Source organism: Pseudomonas benzenivorans (assembly GCF_033547155.1).
Lineage (GTDB): Bacteria > Pseudomonadota > Gammaproteobacteria > Pseudomonadales > Pseudomonadaceae > Aquipseudomonas > Aquipseudomonas benzenivorans_B.
In genome coordinates, this window is record NZ_CP137892.1 from 3,186,131 (window position 1) to 3,202,178 (window position 16,048).

General features: G+C 66.2%; 17 protein-coding genes. 3 read left to right on the plus strand and 14 right to left on the minus strand.

Translation table 11 applies throughout. The features are described 5' to 3' along the window. Window positions 1-152 precede the first annotated feature (152 nt). From recX to SBP02_RS14715, 3 genes are all read right to left on the minus strand, one after another. A complete protein-coding gene (gene recX, locus SBP02_RS14705) occupies window positions 153-614 on the minus strand; it encodes a recombination regulator RecX (protein ID WP_318642856.1) in 462 nt (153 codons plus the stop codon). Between the two features lie 38 nt (window positions 615-652). Continuing rightward, the gene (recA, locus tag SBP02_RS14710) at window positions 653-1,690 is read right to left on the minus strand and encodes a recombinase RecA (protein ID WP_318642858.1); all 1,038 of its coding nucleotides are present in this window, start codon (window positions 1,688-1,690) and stop codon (window positions 653-655) included. Between the two features lie 83 nt (window positions 1,691-1,773). After that, window positions 1,774-2,286: a CinA family protein gene (locus SBP02_RS14715; RefSeq protein WP_318642860.1), complete on the minus strand. Its 513-nt coding sequence runs from the start codon at window positions 2,284-2,286 to the stop codon at window positions 1,774-1,776. Window positions 2,287-2,364: 78 nt separating this feature from the next. On the opposite strand from SBP02_RS14715, the gene mutS reads away from it, so the two are divergent. Together mutS and fdxA are read left to right on the plus strand one after the other, a co-directional pair. Continuing rightward, on the plus strand, window positions 2,365-4,938 hold the full coding sequence (gene mutS, locus SBP02_RS14720; protein ID WP_318642861.1) for a DNA mismatch repair protein MutS: 2,574 nt from the start codon (window positions 2,365-2,367) through the stop codon (window positions 4,936-4,938). Between the two features lie 138 nt (window positions 4,939-5,076). Further along, entirely contained in the window at window positions 5,077-5,400 is a 324-nt protein-coding gene (gene fdxA, locus SBP02_RS14725; RefSeq protein ID WP_021441853.1) for a ferredoxin FdxA, read from the plus strand. A gap of 439 nt (window positions 5,401-5,839) precedes the next feature. Here the strand turns inward: fdxA and rpoS are convergent, their stop codons facing one another. From rpoS to SBP02_RS14770, 9 genes are all read right to left on the minus strand, one after another. Further along, complete coding sequence (gene rpoS, locus SBP02_RS14730; RefSeq protein WP_318642862.1) at window positions 5,840-6,847, minus strand: RNA polymerase sigma factor RpoS; 1,008 nt, start codon at window positions 6,845-6,847, stop codon at window positions 5,840-5,842. Window positions 6,848-6,952: 105 nt separating this feature from the next. Continuing rightward, complete coding sequence (locus SBP02_RS14735; protein WP_318646348.1) at window positions 6,953-7,807, minus strand: peptidoglycan DD-metalloendopeptidase family protein; 855 nt, start codon at window positions 7,805-7,807, stop codon at window positions 6,953-6,955. 71 nt (window positions 7,808-7,878) lie between these two features. Then, window positions 7,879-8,817, minus strand: a complete 939-nt coding sequence (locus SBP02_RS14740) for a DUF368 domain-containing protein (RefSeq protein ID WP_318642863.1) — start codon at window positions 8,815-8,817, stop codon at window positions 7,879-7,881. A 24-nt stretch (window positions 8,818-8,841) separates the two neighbouring features. Beyond that, window positions 8,842-9,477 (minus strand): protein-L-isoaspartate(D-aspartate) O-methyltransferase, encoded by a 636-nt coding sequence (locus SBP02_RS14745; RefSeq protein WP_318646349.1) that lies wholly within the window; start codon window positions 9,475-9,477, stop codon window positions 8,842-8,844. A 41-nt stretch (window positions 9,478-9,518) separates the two neighbouring features. Then, window positions 9,519-10,268, minus strand: coding sequence for a 5'/3'-nucleotidase SurE (surE, locus tag SBP02_RS14750; RefSeq protein ID WP_318642864.1), 750 nt, complete (start codon window positions 10,266-10,268; stop codon window positions 9,519-9,521). Then, window positions 10,256-11,314 carry a tRNA pseudouridine(13) synthase TruD gene (gene truD, locus SBP02_RS14755; protein WP_318642865.1) on the minus strand — a complete coding sequence of 353 codons (1,059 nt, stop codon included), beginning with the start codon at window positions 11,312-11,314 and terminating at the stop codon, window positions 10,256-10,258. The genes surE and truD overlap by 13 nt, the downstream gene beginning before the upstream one ends. Continuing rightward, window positions 11,311-11,784: a 2-C-methyl-D-erythritol 2,4-cyclodiphosphate synthase gene (gene ispF, locus SBP02_RS14760; protein ID WP_318642866.1), complete on the minus strand. Its 474-nt coding sequence runs from the start codon at window positions 11,782-11,784 to the stop codon at window positions 11,311-11,313. Before ispF ends, truD begins: the two co-directional genes overlap by 4 nt. A gap of 63 nt (window positions 11,785-11,847) precedes the next feature. Further along, window positions 11,848-12,693, minus strand: a complete 846-nt coding sequence (fghA, locus tag SBP02_RS14765; RefSeq protein ID WP_318642867.1) for an S-formylglutathione hydrolase — start codon at window positions 12,691-12,693, stop codon at window positions 11,848-11,850. An 84-nt stretch (window positions 12,694-12,777) separates the two neighbouring features. Beyond that, complete coding sequence (locus SBP02_RS14770; RefSeq protein ID WP_318642868.1) at window positions 12,778-13,890, minus strand: S-(hydroxymethyl)glutathione dehydrogenase/class III alcohol dehydrogenase; 1,113 nt, start codon at window positions 13,888-13,890, stop codon at window positions 12,778-12,780. A 157-nt stretch (window positions 13,891-14,047) separates the two neighbouring features. On the opposite strand from SBP02_RS14770, the gene SBP02_RS14775 reads away from it, so the two are divergent. Continuing rightward, a complete protein-coding gene (locus SBP02_RS14775; RefSeq protein ID WP_318642869.1) occupies window positions 14,048-14,947 on the plus strand; it encodes a LysR substrate-binding domain-containing protein in 900 nt (299 codons plus the stop codon). Between the two features lie 97 nt (window positions 14,948-15,044). Here the strand turns inward: SBP02_RS14775 and ispD are convergent, their stop codons facing one another. After that, a complete protein-coding gene (gene ispD, locus SBP02_RS14780) occupies window positions 15,045-15,755 on the minus strand; it encodes a 2-C-methyl-D-erythritol 4-phosphate cytidylyltransferase (protein WP_318642870.1) in 711 nt (236 codons plus the stop codon). Continuing rightward, complete coding sequence (gene ftsB / locus SBP02_RS14785; protein WP_318642871.1) at window positions 15,752-16,030, minus strand: cell division protein FtsB; 279 nt, start codon at window positions 16,028-16,030, stop codon at window positions 15,752-15,754. Before ftsB ends, ispD begins: the two co-directional genes overlap by 4 nt. Window positions 16,031-16,048: the final 18 nt, after the last annotated feature.

Consider the following 16,048-nt stretch of genomic DNA (forward strand, 5'->3'; position numbering starts at 1 on the left):
ACGCATCGACAGCAGAGGTGGGGAGATTAGGAGCCGCGCCTAGCTCTCCCCGCCACAGGCAAGCTGCCGGGCTAGGCCATTCGTAAGCGCTTGGGCGCAGCCTTGCGCCACGCGAGGAGCTCGACCGGCGCTACGACTAGGCGCTGGCCGGCTTAGTCTTCCACGCCACGCAGCAGGCGCCCGATCGACTCAAGGGAGAAGCCACGGTAGGCGAGAAAGCGCCCCTGCTGGGCCCGTTCGCGGGCGTCGCCCGGTAACTTGCCGGCGAACTTGCGCTGCCAGGTGTCCTGCAGCCGCTCGTTCCAGTCGATGCCGCTGTCGCGTAGCGCTTGTTCGACCTCCGCCCGAGCCAGGCCCCGCTGAGTCAGCTCCTCACGGATCCGCTGCGGGCCGTAACCGGCCCGCGCGCGATGGTCGATGAAACTCTCCAGATAGCGGGCCTCGGATAGCAAGCCCTCCTCGGCCAGGCGATCGAGAGCCGCCTCGATCGCCTCGACCGCGGCGCCGCGCTGGCGCAGCTTGCGCGTCAGCTCGACCCGGCCATGCTCGCGACGCGCCAGCAGGTCCATGGCGGCGCGGCGCACGGCCAGCGGGTTGTCGAGGATCACGGACATGCGCTACGCCCTGCCGCTATGGCCGCCCAGCGGGACGATCAGGCGTCGACTTCGGCCAGATCGTCGGCGGCAGCCTTGGCCGGAGTGCTGGAGACCAGCAACTTCTCGCGGATCAGGCCTTCGATGGTGCGCGCCACGTCTGGATTGTCCTCCAGGTACTTGGCCGAGTTGGCCTTGCCCTGGCCGATCTTGTTGCCTTGGTAGCTGTACCAGGCGCCGGACTTCTCCAGCAGGCCGAGCTGCACGCCGAGGTCGATGATCTCGCCGTTGCGGTAGATGCCCTTGCCGTAGAGGATCTGGAACTCGGCCTGGCGGAAGGGCGGGGCCACCTTGTTCTTGACGATCTTGACCCGGGTCTCGCTGCCGACCACCTCGTCGCCTTCCTTGACCGCGCCGGTACGGCGGATGTCCAGACGCACCGATGAATAGAACTTCAGGGCGTTGCCGCCGGTGGTGGTCTCCGGGCTGCCGAACATCACGCCGATCTTCATGCGAATCTGGTTGATGAAGATTACCAGGCAGTTGGCGTTCTTGATGTTGCCGGTGATCTTGCGCAGCGCCTGGGACATCAGGCGCGCCTGGAGGCCCACGTGCATGTCGCCCATCTCGCCCTCGATCTCCGCCTTGGGCACCAGGGCCGCCACGGAGTCGACGATGATCACGTCGATGGCGTTGGAGCGCACCAGCATGTCGGTGATCTCCAGGGCCTGCTCGCCGGTATCCGGCTGCGACACCAGCAGGTCGTCGACATTCACGCCCAGCTTGCCGGCGTAGTCCGGGTCCAGGGCGTGTTCGGCGTCGACGAAGGCGCAGGTGGCGCCGAGCCTCTGCGCTTCGGCGATCACCGACAGGGTCAGGGTGGTCTTGCCCGAGGACTCCGGACCGTAGATCTCGACGATGCGGCCCTTGGGCAGGCCGCCGATGCCCAGGGCGATATCCAGCCCCAGGGAGCCGGTGGAAATGGCCGGAATCGCCTGGCGCTCGTGATCGCCCATGCGCATCACCGCGCCCTTGCCGAACTGCTTTTCGATCTGGCCCAGGGCAGCCGCCAAGGCGCGCTTCTTATTCTCGTCCATTGAAGTCCTCACGTGATCAAGAGGGCCTGACGGCCAACAACTGTATAAGTAGACAGTATTATTCCATAGGGCAAGTCGCCCGCCTACCCCGCCCCCGGATTTTCTTTCGCCGAAAGCCGCAGCAACCCCTCTAGGGCGGCCTCGACCGTTTGTCGGCGCACCTGGGCCCGGTCGCCGGCGAACTGCCGGCGCCGGCTGAACAGCTGTTCGCCGTCGCCCCAGGCCAGCCAGACGGTGCCCACCGGCTTGTCCGGCGAACCGCCGTCCGGGCCGGCCACGCCGCTGACCGCGACCGCATAACGCGCGCCACTGGCGGCCTGGGCGCCACGCACCATGGCCTCGACCACCTCGCGGCTGACCGCCCCCACCGTGGCGAACAGCCCCTGGGGAACGCCCAGCTGCCGGCTCTTCTGCACATTGGAATAGGTCACATAGCCGGCCTCGAACCAGGCCGAGCTGCCGGGAACCCGGGTAATGGCCTCGGCGATGCCGCCGCCGGTACAGGACTCGGCCGTGCTCACCTGTTCCCTGGCGGCCAGCAGTCGCGCCCCCAGCTCGGCGGCCAGGCGGGTCAGCTCTCGATCATCCACTGTCATCGCTACTCCGGGGTGAAACGGGCAAGGGGGATACCCTACACTAGGCGCTTTTGCGATTCAGCCGGACAGTCCAGAACGATGAGCCAAAGCGATCTCAGCGCCCACACCCCCATGATGCAGCAATACTGGAAGCTGAAGAACCAGCACCCGGACCAGCTGATGTTCTACCGCATGGGCGACTTCTACGAGATCTTCTACGAGGACGCCAAGAAGGCCGCCAAGCTGCTCGACATCACCCTGACCGCCCGCGGCCAGTCCGCCGGCCAGGCCATTCCGATGTGCGGCATCCCCTTCCACTCGGTCGAAGGCTACCTGGCCAAATTGGTCAAACTCGGCGAGTCGGTGGTGATCTGCGAACAGGTCGGCGACCCGGCCACCAGCAAGGGCCCGGTCGAGCGCCAGGTGGTGCGCATCATCACCCCCGGCACGGTGAGCGACGAGGCCCTGCTCGACGAGCGCCGCGACAACCTGCTGGCCGCCGTGCTGGGCGACGAGCGCCTGTTCGGCCTGGCGGTGCTGGACATCACCAGCGGCCGCTTCAGCGTGTTGGAGATCAAGGGCTGGGAAAACCTGCTGGCCGAGCTGGAACGGCTCAACCCGGTGGAGCTGCTGATTCCCGACGACTGGCCCCAGGGCCTGCCGGCCGAGAAGCGCCGCGGCGCCCGGCGCCGCGCGCCCTGGGACTTCGAGCGCGACTCGGCGCACAAGAGCCTGTGTCAGCAGTTCGGCACCCAGGACCTCAAGGGCTTCGGCTGCGAGAGCCTGACCCTGGCCATCGGCGCCGCCGGCTGCCTGCTCGGCTACGCCAAGGAAACCCAGCGCACCGCCCTGCCGCACCTGCGCAGCCTGCGTCACGAACGCCTCGACGACACGGTGATACTCGACGGCGCCAGCCGGCGCAATCTGGAACTGGACATCAACCTCGCCGGCGGCCGCGACAACACCCTGCAGTCGGTGGTCGACCGCTGCCAGACCGCCATGGGCAGCCGCCTGCTCAGCCGTTGGCTGAATCGCCCGCTGCGCGACCGCACGGTGCTGGAGGCACGCCAGGCGTCCATCGCCTGTTTCCTGGAAAACTATCGCTTCGAGACCCTGCAGCCGCAGCTCAAGGAGATCGGCGACCTGGAGCGCATCCTCGCCCGTATCGGCCTGCGCAACGCCCGCCCACGCGACCTGGCCCGCCTGCGCGATGCCCTGGCGGCGCTGCCGCAGCTGCAACAGGCGATGAGTCAGCTGGAGGCCCCGCACCTGTGCGGGCTGGCTGCCACCGTCGCCACCTACCCGGAGCTGGCGGACCTGCTGGCGCGGGCGATCATCGACAACCCGCCGGCGGTGATCCGTGATGGCGGCGTACTGAAGACCGGCTACGACGCCGAGCTGGACGAGCTGCAGGCCCTCAGCGAGAACGCCGGCCAGTACCTGATGGACCTGGAAACCCGGGAGAAGGCCCGCACCGGCCTGGCCAATCTCAAGGTCGGCTACAACCGCGTGCACGGCTATTACATCGAACTGCCGAGCAAGCAGGCCGAATCGGCTCCCGCCGACTACATCCGCCGCCAGACCCTCAAGGGCGCCGAGCGCTTCATCACCCCCGAACTCAAGGAGTTCGAGGACAAGGCACTGTCGGCCAAGAGCCGTGCTCTGGCCCGCGAGAAGATGCTCTACGAGGCCCTGCTGGAGCAGCTGATCGAACACCTGGCGCCGCTGCAGGACAGCGCCGCCGCCCTGGCCGAGCTGGACGTGCTGAGCAACCTGGCCGAGCGCGCGCTGAATCTGGACCTCAACCGCCCGCGCTTCGTCGACGAACCCTGCCTGCGCATCGAGCAGGGCCGCCATCCGGTGGTCGAGCAGGTGCTGACCACACCCTTCGTGGCCAACGACCTGAGCCTGGACGACGCGACGCGCATGCTGATCATCACCGGGCCGAACATGGGCGGTAAGTCCACCTACATGCGCCAGACCGCACTGATCGTGCTGCTGGCCCATATCGGCAGCTTCGTCCCGGCGGCACGCTGCGAGCTGTCGCCGGTCGACCGTATCTTCACCCGCATCGGCTCCAGCGACGACCTGGCCGGCGGCCGCTCGACCTTCATGGTAGAGATGAGCGAGACCGCCAACATCCTGCACAACGCCAGCGAGCACAGCCTGGTGCTGATGGACGAGGTGGGCCGCGGCACCAGCACCTTCGACGGCCTGTCGCTGGCCTGGGCCGCCGCCGAACAGCTGGCCAAACTGCGCGCCTACACCCTGTTCGCCACCCATTACTTCGAGCTGACCGTGCTGCCGGAGAGCCAGCCGATCGTGGCCAACGTGCACCTCAATGCCACCGAGCACAACGAGCGCATAGTGTTCCTGCATCATGTGCTGCCCGGCCCGGCCAGCCAGAGCTACGGCTTGGCCGTGGCGCAGCTGGCCGGCGTGCCCGGCGAGGTGATCGGCCGCGCCCGCGAGCACCTGGCGCGCCTGGAAACCACCAGCCTGCCCCACGAATTGCCGGCACAAGCGCCGGGACAAGCCGCCGCGCCTCTGCAAAGCGATATGTTCGCCAGCCTGCCCCACCCCCTGCTGGAGGAATTGTCGAGGATCAATCCGGATGATCTAACGCCGCGCCAGGCGCTTGAACTGTTATATACATGGAAGACACGCGTCTAACGCAGGCCCGTACAAACTGTTAGAATCGCGCGCATTTTTATGACTGCCCGGTTTAAAGCCTGAGCCGCGGCCAATAACGAACGCCTGCAAGCCCGGCACAGACCGGGCCAGGCTGCCGCCCGAGGAGAGAATCGAACCATGACCTTCGTCGTTACCGACAACTGCATCAAGTGCAAATACACCGACTGCGTGGAAGTCTGCCCCGTCGACTGCTTTTACGAAGGCCCGAACTTCCTGGTGATCCACCCGGACGAGTGCATCGACTGTGCCCTCTGCGAGCCGGAGTGCCCGGCCCAGGCGATCTTCTCCGAGGACGAGGTGCCGGAGGACATGCAAGAGTTCATCGAGCTGAACGCCGACCTGGCCGAGGTCTGGCCGAACATTACCGAGAAGAAGGACGCCCTGGCCGATGCCGAGGAGTGGGACGGCGTGAAGGACAAGCTGCAGCACCTGGAGCGCTGAAACCTTTCCAGCGCCCATAAAAAGACCCGCCATGTGCGGGTCTTTTGCTTTCCTACGGACAAAAAAAGGGGCGGGATAACCCGCCCACTCTTTTGTCCCTATTCCCTTTATTTCCCAGCTCATCGTCCTGATGAAATCGCATCCGGCGATTGTCCTGGCCACCTTCCTTGGCGACCCGTGCCTGTCCCTCGACACAGGTGTGATATTAGCGCCTTGCGGGACGGCTACAAGCCAGTGGAAACGTGCCAGGCCCCACGACGCATGGCTTCACATAAATACAAAACACTTACAAATCAATAACTTAAACAACAAAGCCAGGCTTCAAGAGCTACTAGCACGCGACACTTTCCCGCAATCGCTTACACAAGCTGTAAGCAATGGCTTACATGAGCGCACACAAAAAACCCGGCCTAGGCCGGGTTCCTTGATAAGCGCCTGCTTATTGGAACAATGCATCACTCGACAAGCCATTGCTCTCCAGGATTTCCCGCAGGCGCTTGAGTGCCTCGACCTGGATCTGCCGTACCCGCTCGCGGGTCAGGCCGATCTCCTGGCCAACCTCCTCTAGGGTGCAGCTCTCATGGCCACGCAGGCCGAACCGACGCACCACCACCTCGCGCTGCTTGTCGGTCAGCTCCGACAGCCACTGATCGATGCTTTGCGACAGATCATCGTCCTGCAGCAGCTCACAGGGGTCGGTCGGGCGGTCGTCGGTCAGGGTATCGAGCAGGGTCTTGTCCGAGTCCGGGCCGAGGGATACATCCACCGAGGAGACCCGCTCGTTCAGGCCCAGCATGCGCTTGACCTCGCCCACCGGCTTCTCCAGCAGGTTGGCGATCTCCTCTGCCGATGGCTCGTGATCGAGCTTCTGGGTCAGCTCGCGAGCGGCCCGCAGGTAGACGTTGAGCTCCTTGACCACATGAATCGGCAGGCGAATGGTGCGGGTCTGGTTCATGATCGCCCGCTCGATGGTCTGGCGAATCCACCAGGTGGCATAGGTCGAGAAACGGAAGCCACGCTCGGGATCGAACTTTTCCACGGCCCGAATCAAGCCGAGGTTACCCTCCTCGATCAGATCCAAGAGCGACAGGCCGCGATTGACGTAGCGCCGGGCGATCTTCACCACCAGCCGCAGGTTGCTCTCGATCATGCGCTTGCGCCCGGCGGGGTCGCCCTTCTGCGCCAAGCGCGCGAAGAACACCTCCTCCTCGGGAGTCAGCAGGGGGGAGAAGCCGATTTCGTTGAGGTACAGCTGAGTGGCGTCGAGCGCCCGGGTGTAGTCGATGTACTTGTGCTGCTTGCTGCTGGTAGAACTTTTGGCCTTAGCGCGAGAGGCCGGCGCTGGCGTCTCCCTGCTCGGCCCGCCGTCCAGAACAATGCCGGGCTCCATCAGGAGAACTTCATCGTCGACGTCAAACTCCGGCGTTTCTTTTTTTTTGAGAGCCATTGTGGTTGCTCCTTGCTGAGTTCGACAGCAAGCCCGAGCGTCGCCTGAATCCTTGGCTACACTTGAGCCCGTTGAGCCCACGAAAAGGAACGGGCTGGCGACCGATCAGCGGCGTGGCAGGTATTGCAATGGATCTACAGGCTTACCTTGGCGGCGAATTTCAAAATGAAGCTTCACCCGATCGGTCCCCGTGGATCCCATCTCGGCAATCGTCTGTCCCGCCTTGACCCGTTGCCCCTCCCGTACCAACAGCCTGCGGTTGTGTCCGTAGGCACTGACGTAGGTATCGCTGTGCTTGATGATCAGCAACTCGCCGTAGCCCCGCAAACCACTCCCGGCGTACACCACTGAGCCATCAGACGCAGCTAAAACAGGCTGGCCCAATTCCCCGGCGATATCAATGCCTTTATTCAAACTACCGTTTGAGGAGAAACGTCCGATTACCGCACCATTCGACGGCCAGGCCCAGCCCGTGGCCGAACGCTGTACCGGCTGCACCGGCGTGCTGGCCGAGACGTCCCGAGGTGGCGTCGAAGGCGCGCTACGCACCTGCGGGGCCGGAGCTGGAACAGCGACCGTCGGCGGCTTGAGCGCCGGCGCCGGGATAGGTGCCGGCGCCGTCCTCGCCACTGTCGGGGGCGGCGTGGCGCGCTGGCCGTCGAAGCGAATCACCTGCCCTACCCGGATCAGGTAAGGCGCCGTGATGCCGTTGCGGGCGGCCAGGGCCTTCCAGTCCCAACCGAAGCGAAACGCGATCGAGTAGAGGGTATCGCCACGACGCACGACATACTGGCCGCTGGTCACGGTCGGCCGCTGCTGGGCCGCGGCCGCACCACGCTGATTACGGTCGACCACCTGCACCCCGCCCGGAGGCGGGCTGACGCAACCACTCAACAGCGCCCCCAGAACCAGGCCACCCAAGAGGCAGCGCACACTGCTGCGGACAATTCGCGATGGCATGGCCGTGGAACTCACCCGGGTCTTCCTCATCTGGCTACTGGCTGGGGCTGTTGGCGCGTATTGTGCCGTAATTAATTGGCGCAGCCAGGGTTTTGCTGAGGCCGACCGGCCAACCACTCCAGACCGAGCACCAGCAACACGCCGGCCAGCGCCAGGAGGATGGCCAGCAGCAGCTGTGGGTCCTGACCGCTGACTTCGGCGAAGCGTGCGGGCGACAGGTTGGCCTGCAGCAGCGGCACCTGCTCGCCGTGACGGTTGGTCTGCCAGCTGAGCGTTTCCTTCCAAGGCCAGATCTTGTTCAGCGAGCCCAGCATCAAACCGGTCAGAAACGCCAGCGCGAGATCGCGCCAGCGCACCAGCAGCCAGCGCAGCAGGCTGGCGAAACTGACCAGGCCGACCAGGCAGCCGCTGGCGAAGAGTGCCAGCACGCCGATGTCCAGACTCTTGACCGCGCCGAGCACGAAGGGATAGAGCCCCAGCAGCACCAGGATGAAGCTGCCGGACACCCCCGGCAGGATCATCGCGCAGATGGCGATGGCGCCGGCCAGGACCACACTCAGGGGGTCGGTGTCCCACTGCATCGGCGCGGCCACGGTGATCCAGTAAGCGAAGGCCGCGCCGAGGACGAAGCTGAGTCCGCGGCTCCAGTTCCAGCGCTGAATTTCCCGCGCCACTATATGGGAGGAGACGAGGATCAAGCCGAAAAAGAACGACCAGACCGGAATCGGCTGCTCCACCAACAGGTAGCTGATCACCCGCGCCAGGCTGACGACGCTGGTCAGGATGCCGGCCAACAGCACCAGCAGGAAGGTCCCGTTGGCGGCCTGCCAGGCGGCAGCGATGCGCCCGCGCAGCAGCAGCCCGACGGCAGCTGGCACGCTGGCGATCGAGCGCAGCAACTCGTCATAGATGCCGCTGATGAAGGCCACGGTGCCGCCGGACACGCCGGGTACCACATCGGCAGCGCCCATGGCGATGCCCTTGGCATAGAGCAGGAAATACTTGTTCATGGGTCCATCCGGTTACGCGAAAGGTCAGGCCAGCGGCCCGTTGAGCAGGGGCACGAAGCGCACGGCATCCAGCACATGCCGGGAGAAGCCATGCTCCTCGCGAACGATCAGCAGCAGTTGCTGCACATCGCCGGCACCGACCGGAATCACCAGACGCCCGCCCGGGGCCAGTTGATCGAGCAGCGCCTGCGGCACCTCGGAAGCCGCCGCGGTGACGATGATGCCGTTGTAGGGGGCCAGCGCCGACCAGCCCTCCCAGCCATCGCCCCAGCGGAACACCACGTTGCGCAGGTTCAGCTCGCTCAGGCGCTCCTTGGCGCGCTCCTGCAGCCCCTGGATACGTTCGACGGTGAACACCCGCTCGACCAGTTGGGCGAGGATGGCGGTCTGGTAGCCGGAGCCGGTGCCGATCTCCAGCACCTTGTCCAGGGGGCCGGCGGCCAGCAGCAGCTCGCTCATCCGCGCCACCATATAAGGCTGGGAGATGGTCTGATTGCTGCCGATCGGCAGGGCAGTGTCTTCATAGGCCCGGTGCGCCAGGGCCTCGTCGACGAACAGGTGACGCGGCGTGCGGCGGATGGCCTCGAGCACGTGGGCATTGGACAGCCCCTCTTCATAGAGGCGCTGGATCAGCCGCTCGCGGGTGCGCTGCGAGGTCATGCCGATGCCGTGGCGGTGCAGTTCGTCCTGTTCGCGATTCATCAGAGTAAGCTCTCCAGCCAGGGTTGCAGGCCGTTCAAGCCTTCCTTGAAGGTGCGATCGAGCTGCAGCGGGGTCACCGACACATAGCCCTGCGACACCGCGTGAAAGTCCGTACCCGGCCCGCCGTCCTCGGCCGCGCCGGCCGCGGAAATCCAGTAGCCCTCCTTGCCGCGCGGGTTGGTCACCTTGACCGGGGCGGCCGCGCGGGCGCGGTGGCCCAGGCGCGTCAACTGGATGCCGCGAATCTGCTCCAGGGGCAGGTTGGGCACGTTGACATTGAGCACGGTGCGCGGCGGCAGATCGAGGCGCTCGTGGGCGGCCACCAGCTTGCGCGCGAAATAGGCGGCGGTCGGCAGGTTGTCCGGCGCCCGCGACAGCAGCGAGAAGGCGAACGCCGGCCGCAGCAGGAAACGGCCCTCCAGCGCCGCGGCCACGGTGCCCGAATAGAGCACGTCGTCGCCCAGGTTGGCGCCGAGGTTGATGCCCGACACCACCAGATCCGCCAGCTCGGGCAACAGCCCGTTCAACCCCAGGTGCACGCAATCGGTGGGCGTGCCATTGACGCTGATGAAGCCGTTGGCCAGGGTGTGCGGGTGCAGCGGGCGGTCCAGGGTCAGGGAACTGCTGGCGCCACTGCGGTCCTGATCGGGGGCGATCACCGTGCAGTCGGCGTAGTCGTGCAGCGCGGCGTGCAGCGCGGCAAGGCCGGGCGCCGCCACGCCGTCGTCGTTAGAAATCAGAATACGCATGGGTTATCCGTCTGCCCTGCCGGCAGCAGATCGACGAGCTCGCGCACCAGTGCGGTGGCGAAGCATCCAGCCGGCAGGACGAATTCCAGTTGCAGAATGTCAGGCTCCGGATAATGCCACGTCAAACCGCCGATGGGGAGGCGCAGGATGCGCCGTTCGTGCTGCAGGCCCGCTTCTGCCAACCATTCGAGCAGATCGCCCTCGTCGCCGACCAGCTCCTGCTCCAGCTGCTGGACGGCGCCAACCGCCGGCGAGGCGCCGACGCCCCACAACGGCCCGGTCGGGTGCAGATCGAGCCGGGCCAGGCGCGGGTCGGCGCACTCCGCCGCGCCGGCCACGAAGAAGCTGCGGCTGTCGGTGAAGGCCAGCAGATCGCCGGGCTGCGCCCTGTTCCAGCTGCCGGCGGTCACCCGCGCGGCGAGGGTGCGATTGAACAGGTAGCTGCGCACCGCCGAAAGCAGCCGCGAGCGCACATTGCGCTTCTCGGGCAGGCTCCTGGCCGCGGCGAGATGCCGGGCATGGGCCAGGTTGCCGCCCTCGTGGCCGAAGCGCTGCAGGCCGTAGTAGTTGGGAATGCCCTGGGCGGCGATCTGCTGCAGGCGCCGCTCCAGCGCCTCGGTGTCGGCGCTGAGCTGGGTCAGGCGCAGGATGAAGCCGTTGGCCGCATGCGCGCCGCGTTGCAGCTTGCGGCTATGCCGCACCTGCTTGAGGACACTCAGGCTGGCGTCTTGTGCCGCGCTCAGATCAGGGTCGAGCTTGCCCGGCAGGTGCAGGCTGAACCATTGCCGGGTCAGGGCCTGGCGATCCTTGAGGCCGGCATAGCTGATCAGCCGCAGCGGCACCCCGGCGGCGCGAGCGATGCGCTTGGCGGCCTCCTCGGTATTCAGGCCGCGCTTCTCCACCCACAGCCAGAGGTGCTCGCCCTCCCCCGCCAAGGGGATATCCAGCACCTCGTCGACCTGGAAGTCCTCGGCGCTGGCCTTGAGCACGGCGCTGCCGCAGGCCGGACCATGGGCACGGGGGCCGAGCAGTTCGAACTCGGTCATGGCGCGACCAACAGCGCCACGGCATGTACCGCGATGCCTTCCTCGCGCCCGGTAAAGCCAAGCCTCTCGGTGGTGGTGGCCTTGACGTTGACCTGCTCCGGCGCTACCTGCAGGTCCTCGGCGATCAGCGCGCGCATGGCCGGGATATGCGGGGCCATCTTCGGCGCCTGGGCGACTATGGTGGCGTCGACGTTGCCGACTGCCCAGCCCTTGGCGCGGATCAGGCCGAGCACGTGGCGCAGCAGCACGCGGCTGTCGGCGCCCTTGAAGCGCGGGTCGGTGTCGGGGAAGTGCTGGCCGATATCGCCCAGCGCCGCCGCGCCGAGCAGCGCATCGCACAGCGCGTGCAGCAGCACGTCGCCGTCGGAGTGGGCGAGCAGCCCGAAGCTGTGGGGAATCCGCACGCCGCCGAGGGTGACGAACTCGCCCTCGGTGAAACGGTGTACGTCGTAACCGTGACCAATACGCATAAAGAACAACGCCCTGAAAAGTCAGGGCGTGATTCTACAGGACTCGCGGCGGTCAGGCTGGCCTCAACCGCGCAGGGCCTCGGCATGATGACGCAGATGGTCATCGATGAAGCTGGCGATGAAGTAGTAGCTGTGGTCGTAGCCCGGCTGCAGACGCAGAGTCAGCGGGTGCCCGGCGGCCTGGGCGGCGCTCTGCAGCGCCTCGGGCTTGAGCTGGCCCTCGAGGAAGTCGTCGCGGTCACCCTGGTCCACCAGGATCGGCAGCTTCTCCCTGGCCTCGGCGAGCAAGGCGCAGGCATCCCACTCGCGCCAGCGCGAACGTTCCTCGCCGAGGAAGCGGGAGAAGGCCTTCTCGCCCCAGGGGCAGCTCATCGGGTTGCTGATCGGCGAGAAGGCCGACAGCGATTGGTAGCGCCCCGGGTTGCGCAGCGCACAGACCAGCGCGCCATGGCCGCCCATGGAGTGGCCGCTGATGCCGCGCTTGTCCGAGACCGGGAAGTTGGCCTCGATCAGCGCCGGCAGCTCCTGCACCACGTAGTCGTGCATGCGGTAGTGGCGGGCCCAGGGCTCCTGGGTGGCATTGAGGTAGAAGCCGGCGCCCTTGCCGAAGTCCCAGGCGCCGTCTGGGTCACCGGGCACATCGTCGCCACGCGGACTGGTGTCCGGCGCCACTATGATCAGCCCCAGCTCGGCCGCCAGGCGCTGGGCGCCGGCCTTCTGCATGAAGTTCTCGTCGGTGCAGGTCAGGCCGCTCAACCAGTACAGCACCGGCAGCTTGGCGCCCTGCTCGGCCTGCGGCGGCAGGTAGACGGCGAAGACCATGTCACAGCTCAGGGTGCTGGAATGGTGACGATAACGTTTATGCCAGCCGCCGAAGCTCTTCTGGCAGGAGATATTTTCCAGGGTCATGGGATTCTCCGTGGGGCGGAAAAGCACGCAGCATTTTCCGCCACTGGGCGGTGGAGGCCGCAAGCGACATCCACCCTAGGCCAATCAGAAGTGGATGACGGTACGGATGCTCTTGCCTTCATGCATCAGGTCGAAGGCCTGGTTGATCTCGTCCAGCGGCATGTTGTGGGTAATGAAGGTGTCCAGCGGGATCTCGCCCTTCTGCGACTTCTCGACATAACCCGGCAGCTCGGTGCGGCCCTTGACCCCACCGAAGGCGCTACCACGCCAGACCCGTCCGGTGACCAGCTGGAACGGACGGGTGCTGATCTCGGCACCCGCCGGCGCCACGCCGATGATGGTCGACTCACCCCAGCCCTTGTGGCAGCACTCCAGTGCCGCACGCATCAGCTGCACGTTGCCGATGCATTCGAAGCTGTAGTCGACACCACCGTCGGTCATTTCGACTATGACCTCCTGGATCGGCTTGGCATGGTCCTTGGGATTGACGAAGTCGGTCATACCCAGCTCACGGGCCACGGCTTCCTTGGCCGGGTTGATGTCGATACCGATGATGCGCGACGCCTTGGCCATCTTGGCGCCGATGATCGCCGCCAGGCCGATGCCGCCCAGACCGAAGATCGCCACGGTGGCGCCCTCTTCGACCTTGGCGGTGTTGAGCACCGCACCGATGCCGGTGGTGACGCCGCAACCGAGCAGGCAGACCTTGTCCAGCGGTGCTTCCTTCGGGATCACGGCAACGGAGACTTCCGGCAGCACGGTGTACTCGGAGAAGGTCGAGCAGCCCATGTAGTGGTAGACCGGCTGACCCTGGTAGCTGAAGCGCGTGGTGCCGTCCGGCATCAGGCCCTTGCCCTGGGTGGCACGCACCGAGCTGCACAGGTTGGTCTTCTGGGATTTGCAGAATTTGCACTGGCCGCACTCGGCGGTGTACAGCGGGATCACGTGATCGCCGACCTTGACCGAGGTCACGCCCTCGCCGACGGCCTCGACGATGCCGCCACCCTCGTGACCCAGGATGCAGGGGAACACGCCTTCGGAATCCTGACCGGACAGGGTGTAGGCATCGGTATGGCAAACGCCGGTGGCGACGATGCGCACCAGCACTTCGCCGGCCTGCGGCGGCGCCACGTCCACTTCGATGACTTGCAGCGGTTGGTTGGGGGCAAAGGCTACGGCGGCACGGGACTTGATCATGATCGCTCTCCAGCGGATTACAACGAAGGCGGAAAGTATAGATCAGTCACTTTTGGTGAATAATCGGATAAACAGCAAAAGATTATTGCCAACCAGGGACAATAAACCCCGTCAACACCTAGAATCGCGCCATTGTCACCCCGTTAGGAGCCTCTCGATGAACCGCTGGGAAGGCCTGGATGAATTCGTCGCGGTCGCCGAATGCGGCCAGTTCACCGCCGCCGCCGAACGCCTGGGCCTGTCCTCGTCTCAGGTCAGCCGGCAGATCGCCCGCCTGGAGGAGCGCCTGCAGACCCGCCTGTTCTACCGCAGCACCCGGCGGGTGGCGCTGACCGAGGCGGGGCAGACCTTTCTGCAGCATTGCCAGCGCCTGCAGGATGCCCGCGAGGAGGCGCTGCGCGCGGTCGGCGACCTGGGCAGTGAGCCCAAGGGCCTGCTGCGCATGACCTGCGCGGTGGCCTATGGCGAGCGCTTCATCGTGCCCCTGGTGACCGACTTCATGAGTCGCCACCCGCAGCTACGGGTCGAGATCGAGCTGAGCAACCGTACCCTGGACATGGTCCAGGAGGGCCTGGACCTGGCCATCCGCCTGGGTCGTTTGCAGGACTCGCGCCTGGTGGCCACGCGCCTGGCGCCGCGGCAGATGTACCTGTGCGCGGCGCCGGCCTACCTGCAACGCTACGGTCGCCCGCACAGCCTGTCGGAACTCGGCCGGCACAATTGCCTGATCGGCAGCTCGGATATCTGGACCTTCCAGCTCGACGGTCGCGAGTCGAGCCAACGGGTGCAGGGCAACTGGCGCTGCAACAGTGGCCAGGCGGTGCTGGACGCGGCGCTGCGCGGCCTCGGCCTGTGCCAGCTGCCGGACTACTACGTGCTGGAGCACCTGCACAGTGGCGCCCTGGTCTCGCTGCTGGCCAATCAGCAGCCGCCGAACACCGCGGTCTGGGCACTCTATCCCCAGCAACGCCACCTGTCGCCCAAGGTGCGCCAGCTGGTGGACTTCCTCAAGGCCGGCATGGCGCAACGTGCGGAGTATCGGGTGAGTCCGCTCTAGGGTTAGACCCGAGGCCGTAGCCCACCGAGCCATAGCTGGCACCAGCGACCCGACGGGTTACCCCGCTGTCGCGATCCATCCAGCCGAGGCAGACCGTTCAGTCCTTGCGTGCCCAATGCCGGCGCACCCAGTCGAGGTCTTCCGGACGGGTGACCTTGAGGTTGTCGGCACGCCCCTCGATCAGGCGCGGCGCCAGGCCCGCCCACTCGATGGCCGAGGCCTCGTCGGTGACCGCCACGCCAGCCACCAGGGCATCGGACAGGGCGCGATAGAGTTGGCCGAGGCGGAACATTTGCGGCGTGTAGGCCTGCCAGATCGGCGCCCGGTCGACGGTCTCCCGCACCCGGCCATCGGCTCCGGCGCGCTTGAGGGTATCGCGTGCCGGCACGGCGAGCAGCCCGCCGACCGGATCGCCGGCCAACTCGGCGAGCAACCTGTCCAGGTCGTCCCGCGCCAGATTGGGTCGCGCCGCATCGTGCACCAATACCCAGTCCCGCTCCTCGGCACCCAGCTCGGTCAGGCGCTGCAGACCGCCCAGCACCGAGTCGGCACGCTCACGGCCACCCGCAGCTCGTTCAATCCGCGGGTCCCCGGCGCAGGCCAGGGTCGGCCAGTAGGGGTCGTCGCCGGCCAGGCTGACGACCAGGCCACGCAGCTGCGGGTGCTCGAGGAAGCAGGCCAGGCTGTGTTCGAGAATGGTCTTGCCGGCCAGTTCGAGGTACTGCTTGGGTCGATCGGCGCGCATGCGGCTGCCGACGCCGGCGGCCGGAATCAGGACCCAGAACGGGGGCAACATGGCGGCGCTCATTCGACCAACTGGTAGAGGGTCTCGCCCTCTTTGACCATGCCCAGTTCGTGACGGGCGCGCTCCTCGACGGTCTCCATGCCCTTCTTCAGCTCCAGCACCTCGGCCTCGAGGATACGGTTGCGCTCCAGCAGGCGCCGATTCTCCCCCTGCTGCTCGGCGATCTGCCGCTTCAGCTCGGTGGCCTGGGCCAGGCTGCCCTCGCCCACCCAGAGGCGGTACTGCAGACCCGCCAGCAGCATTACCAAGACCAACCACAACCAATAGGGGCTACGCATAGGGAGAAGAGTATCCGA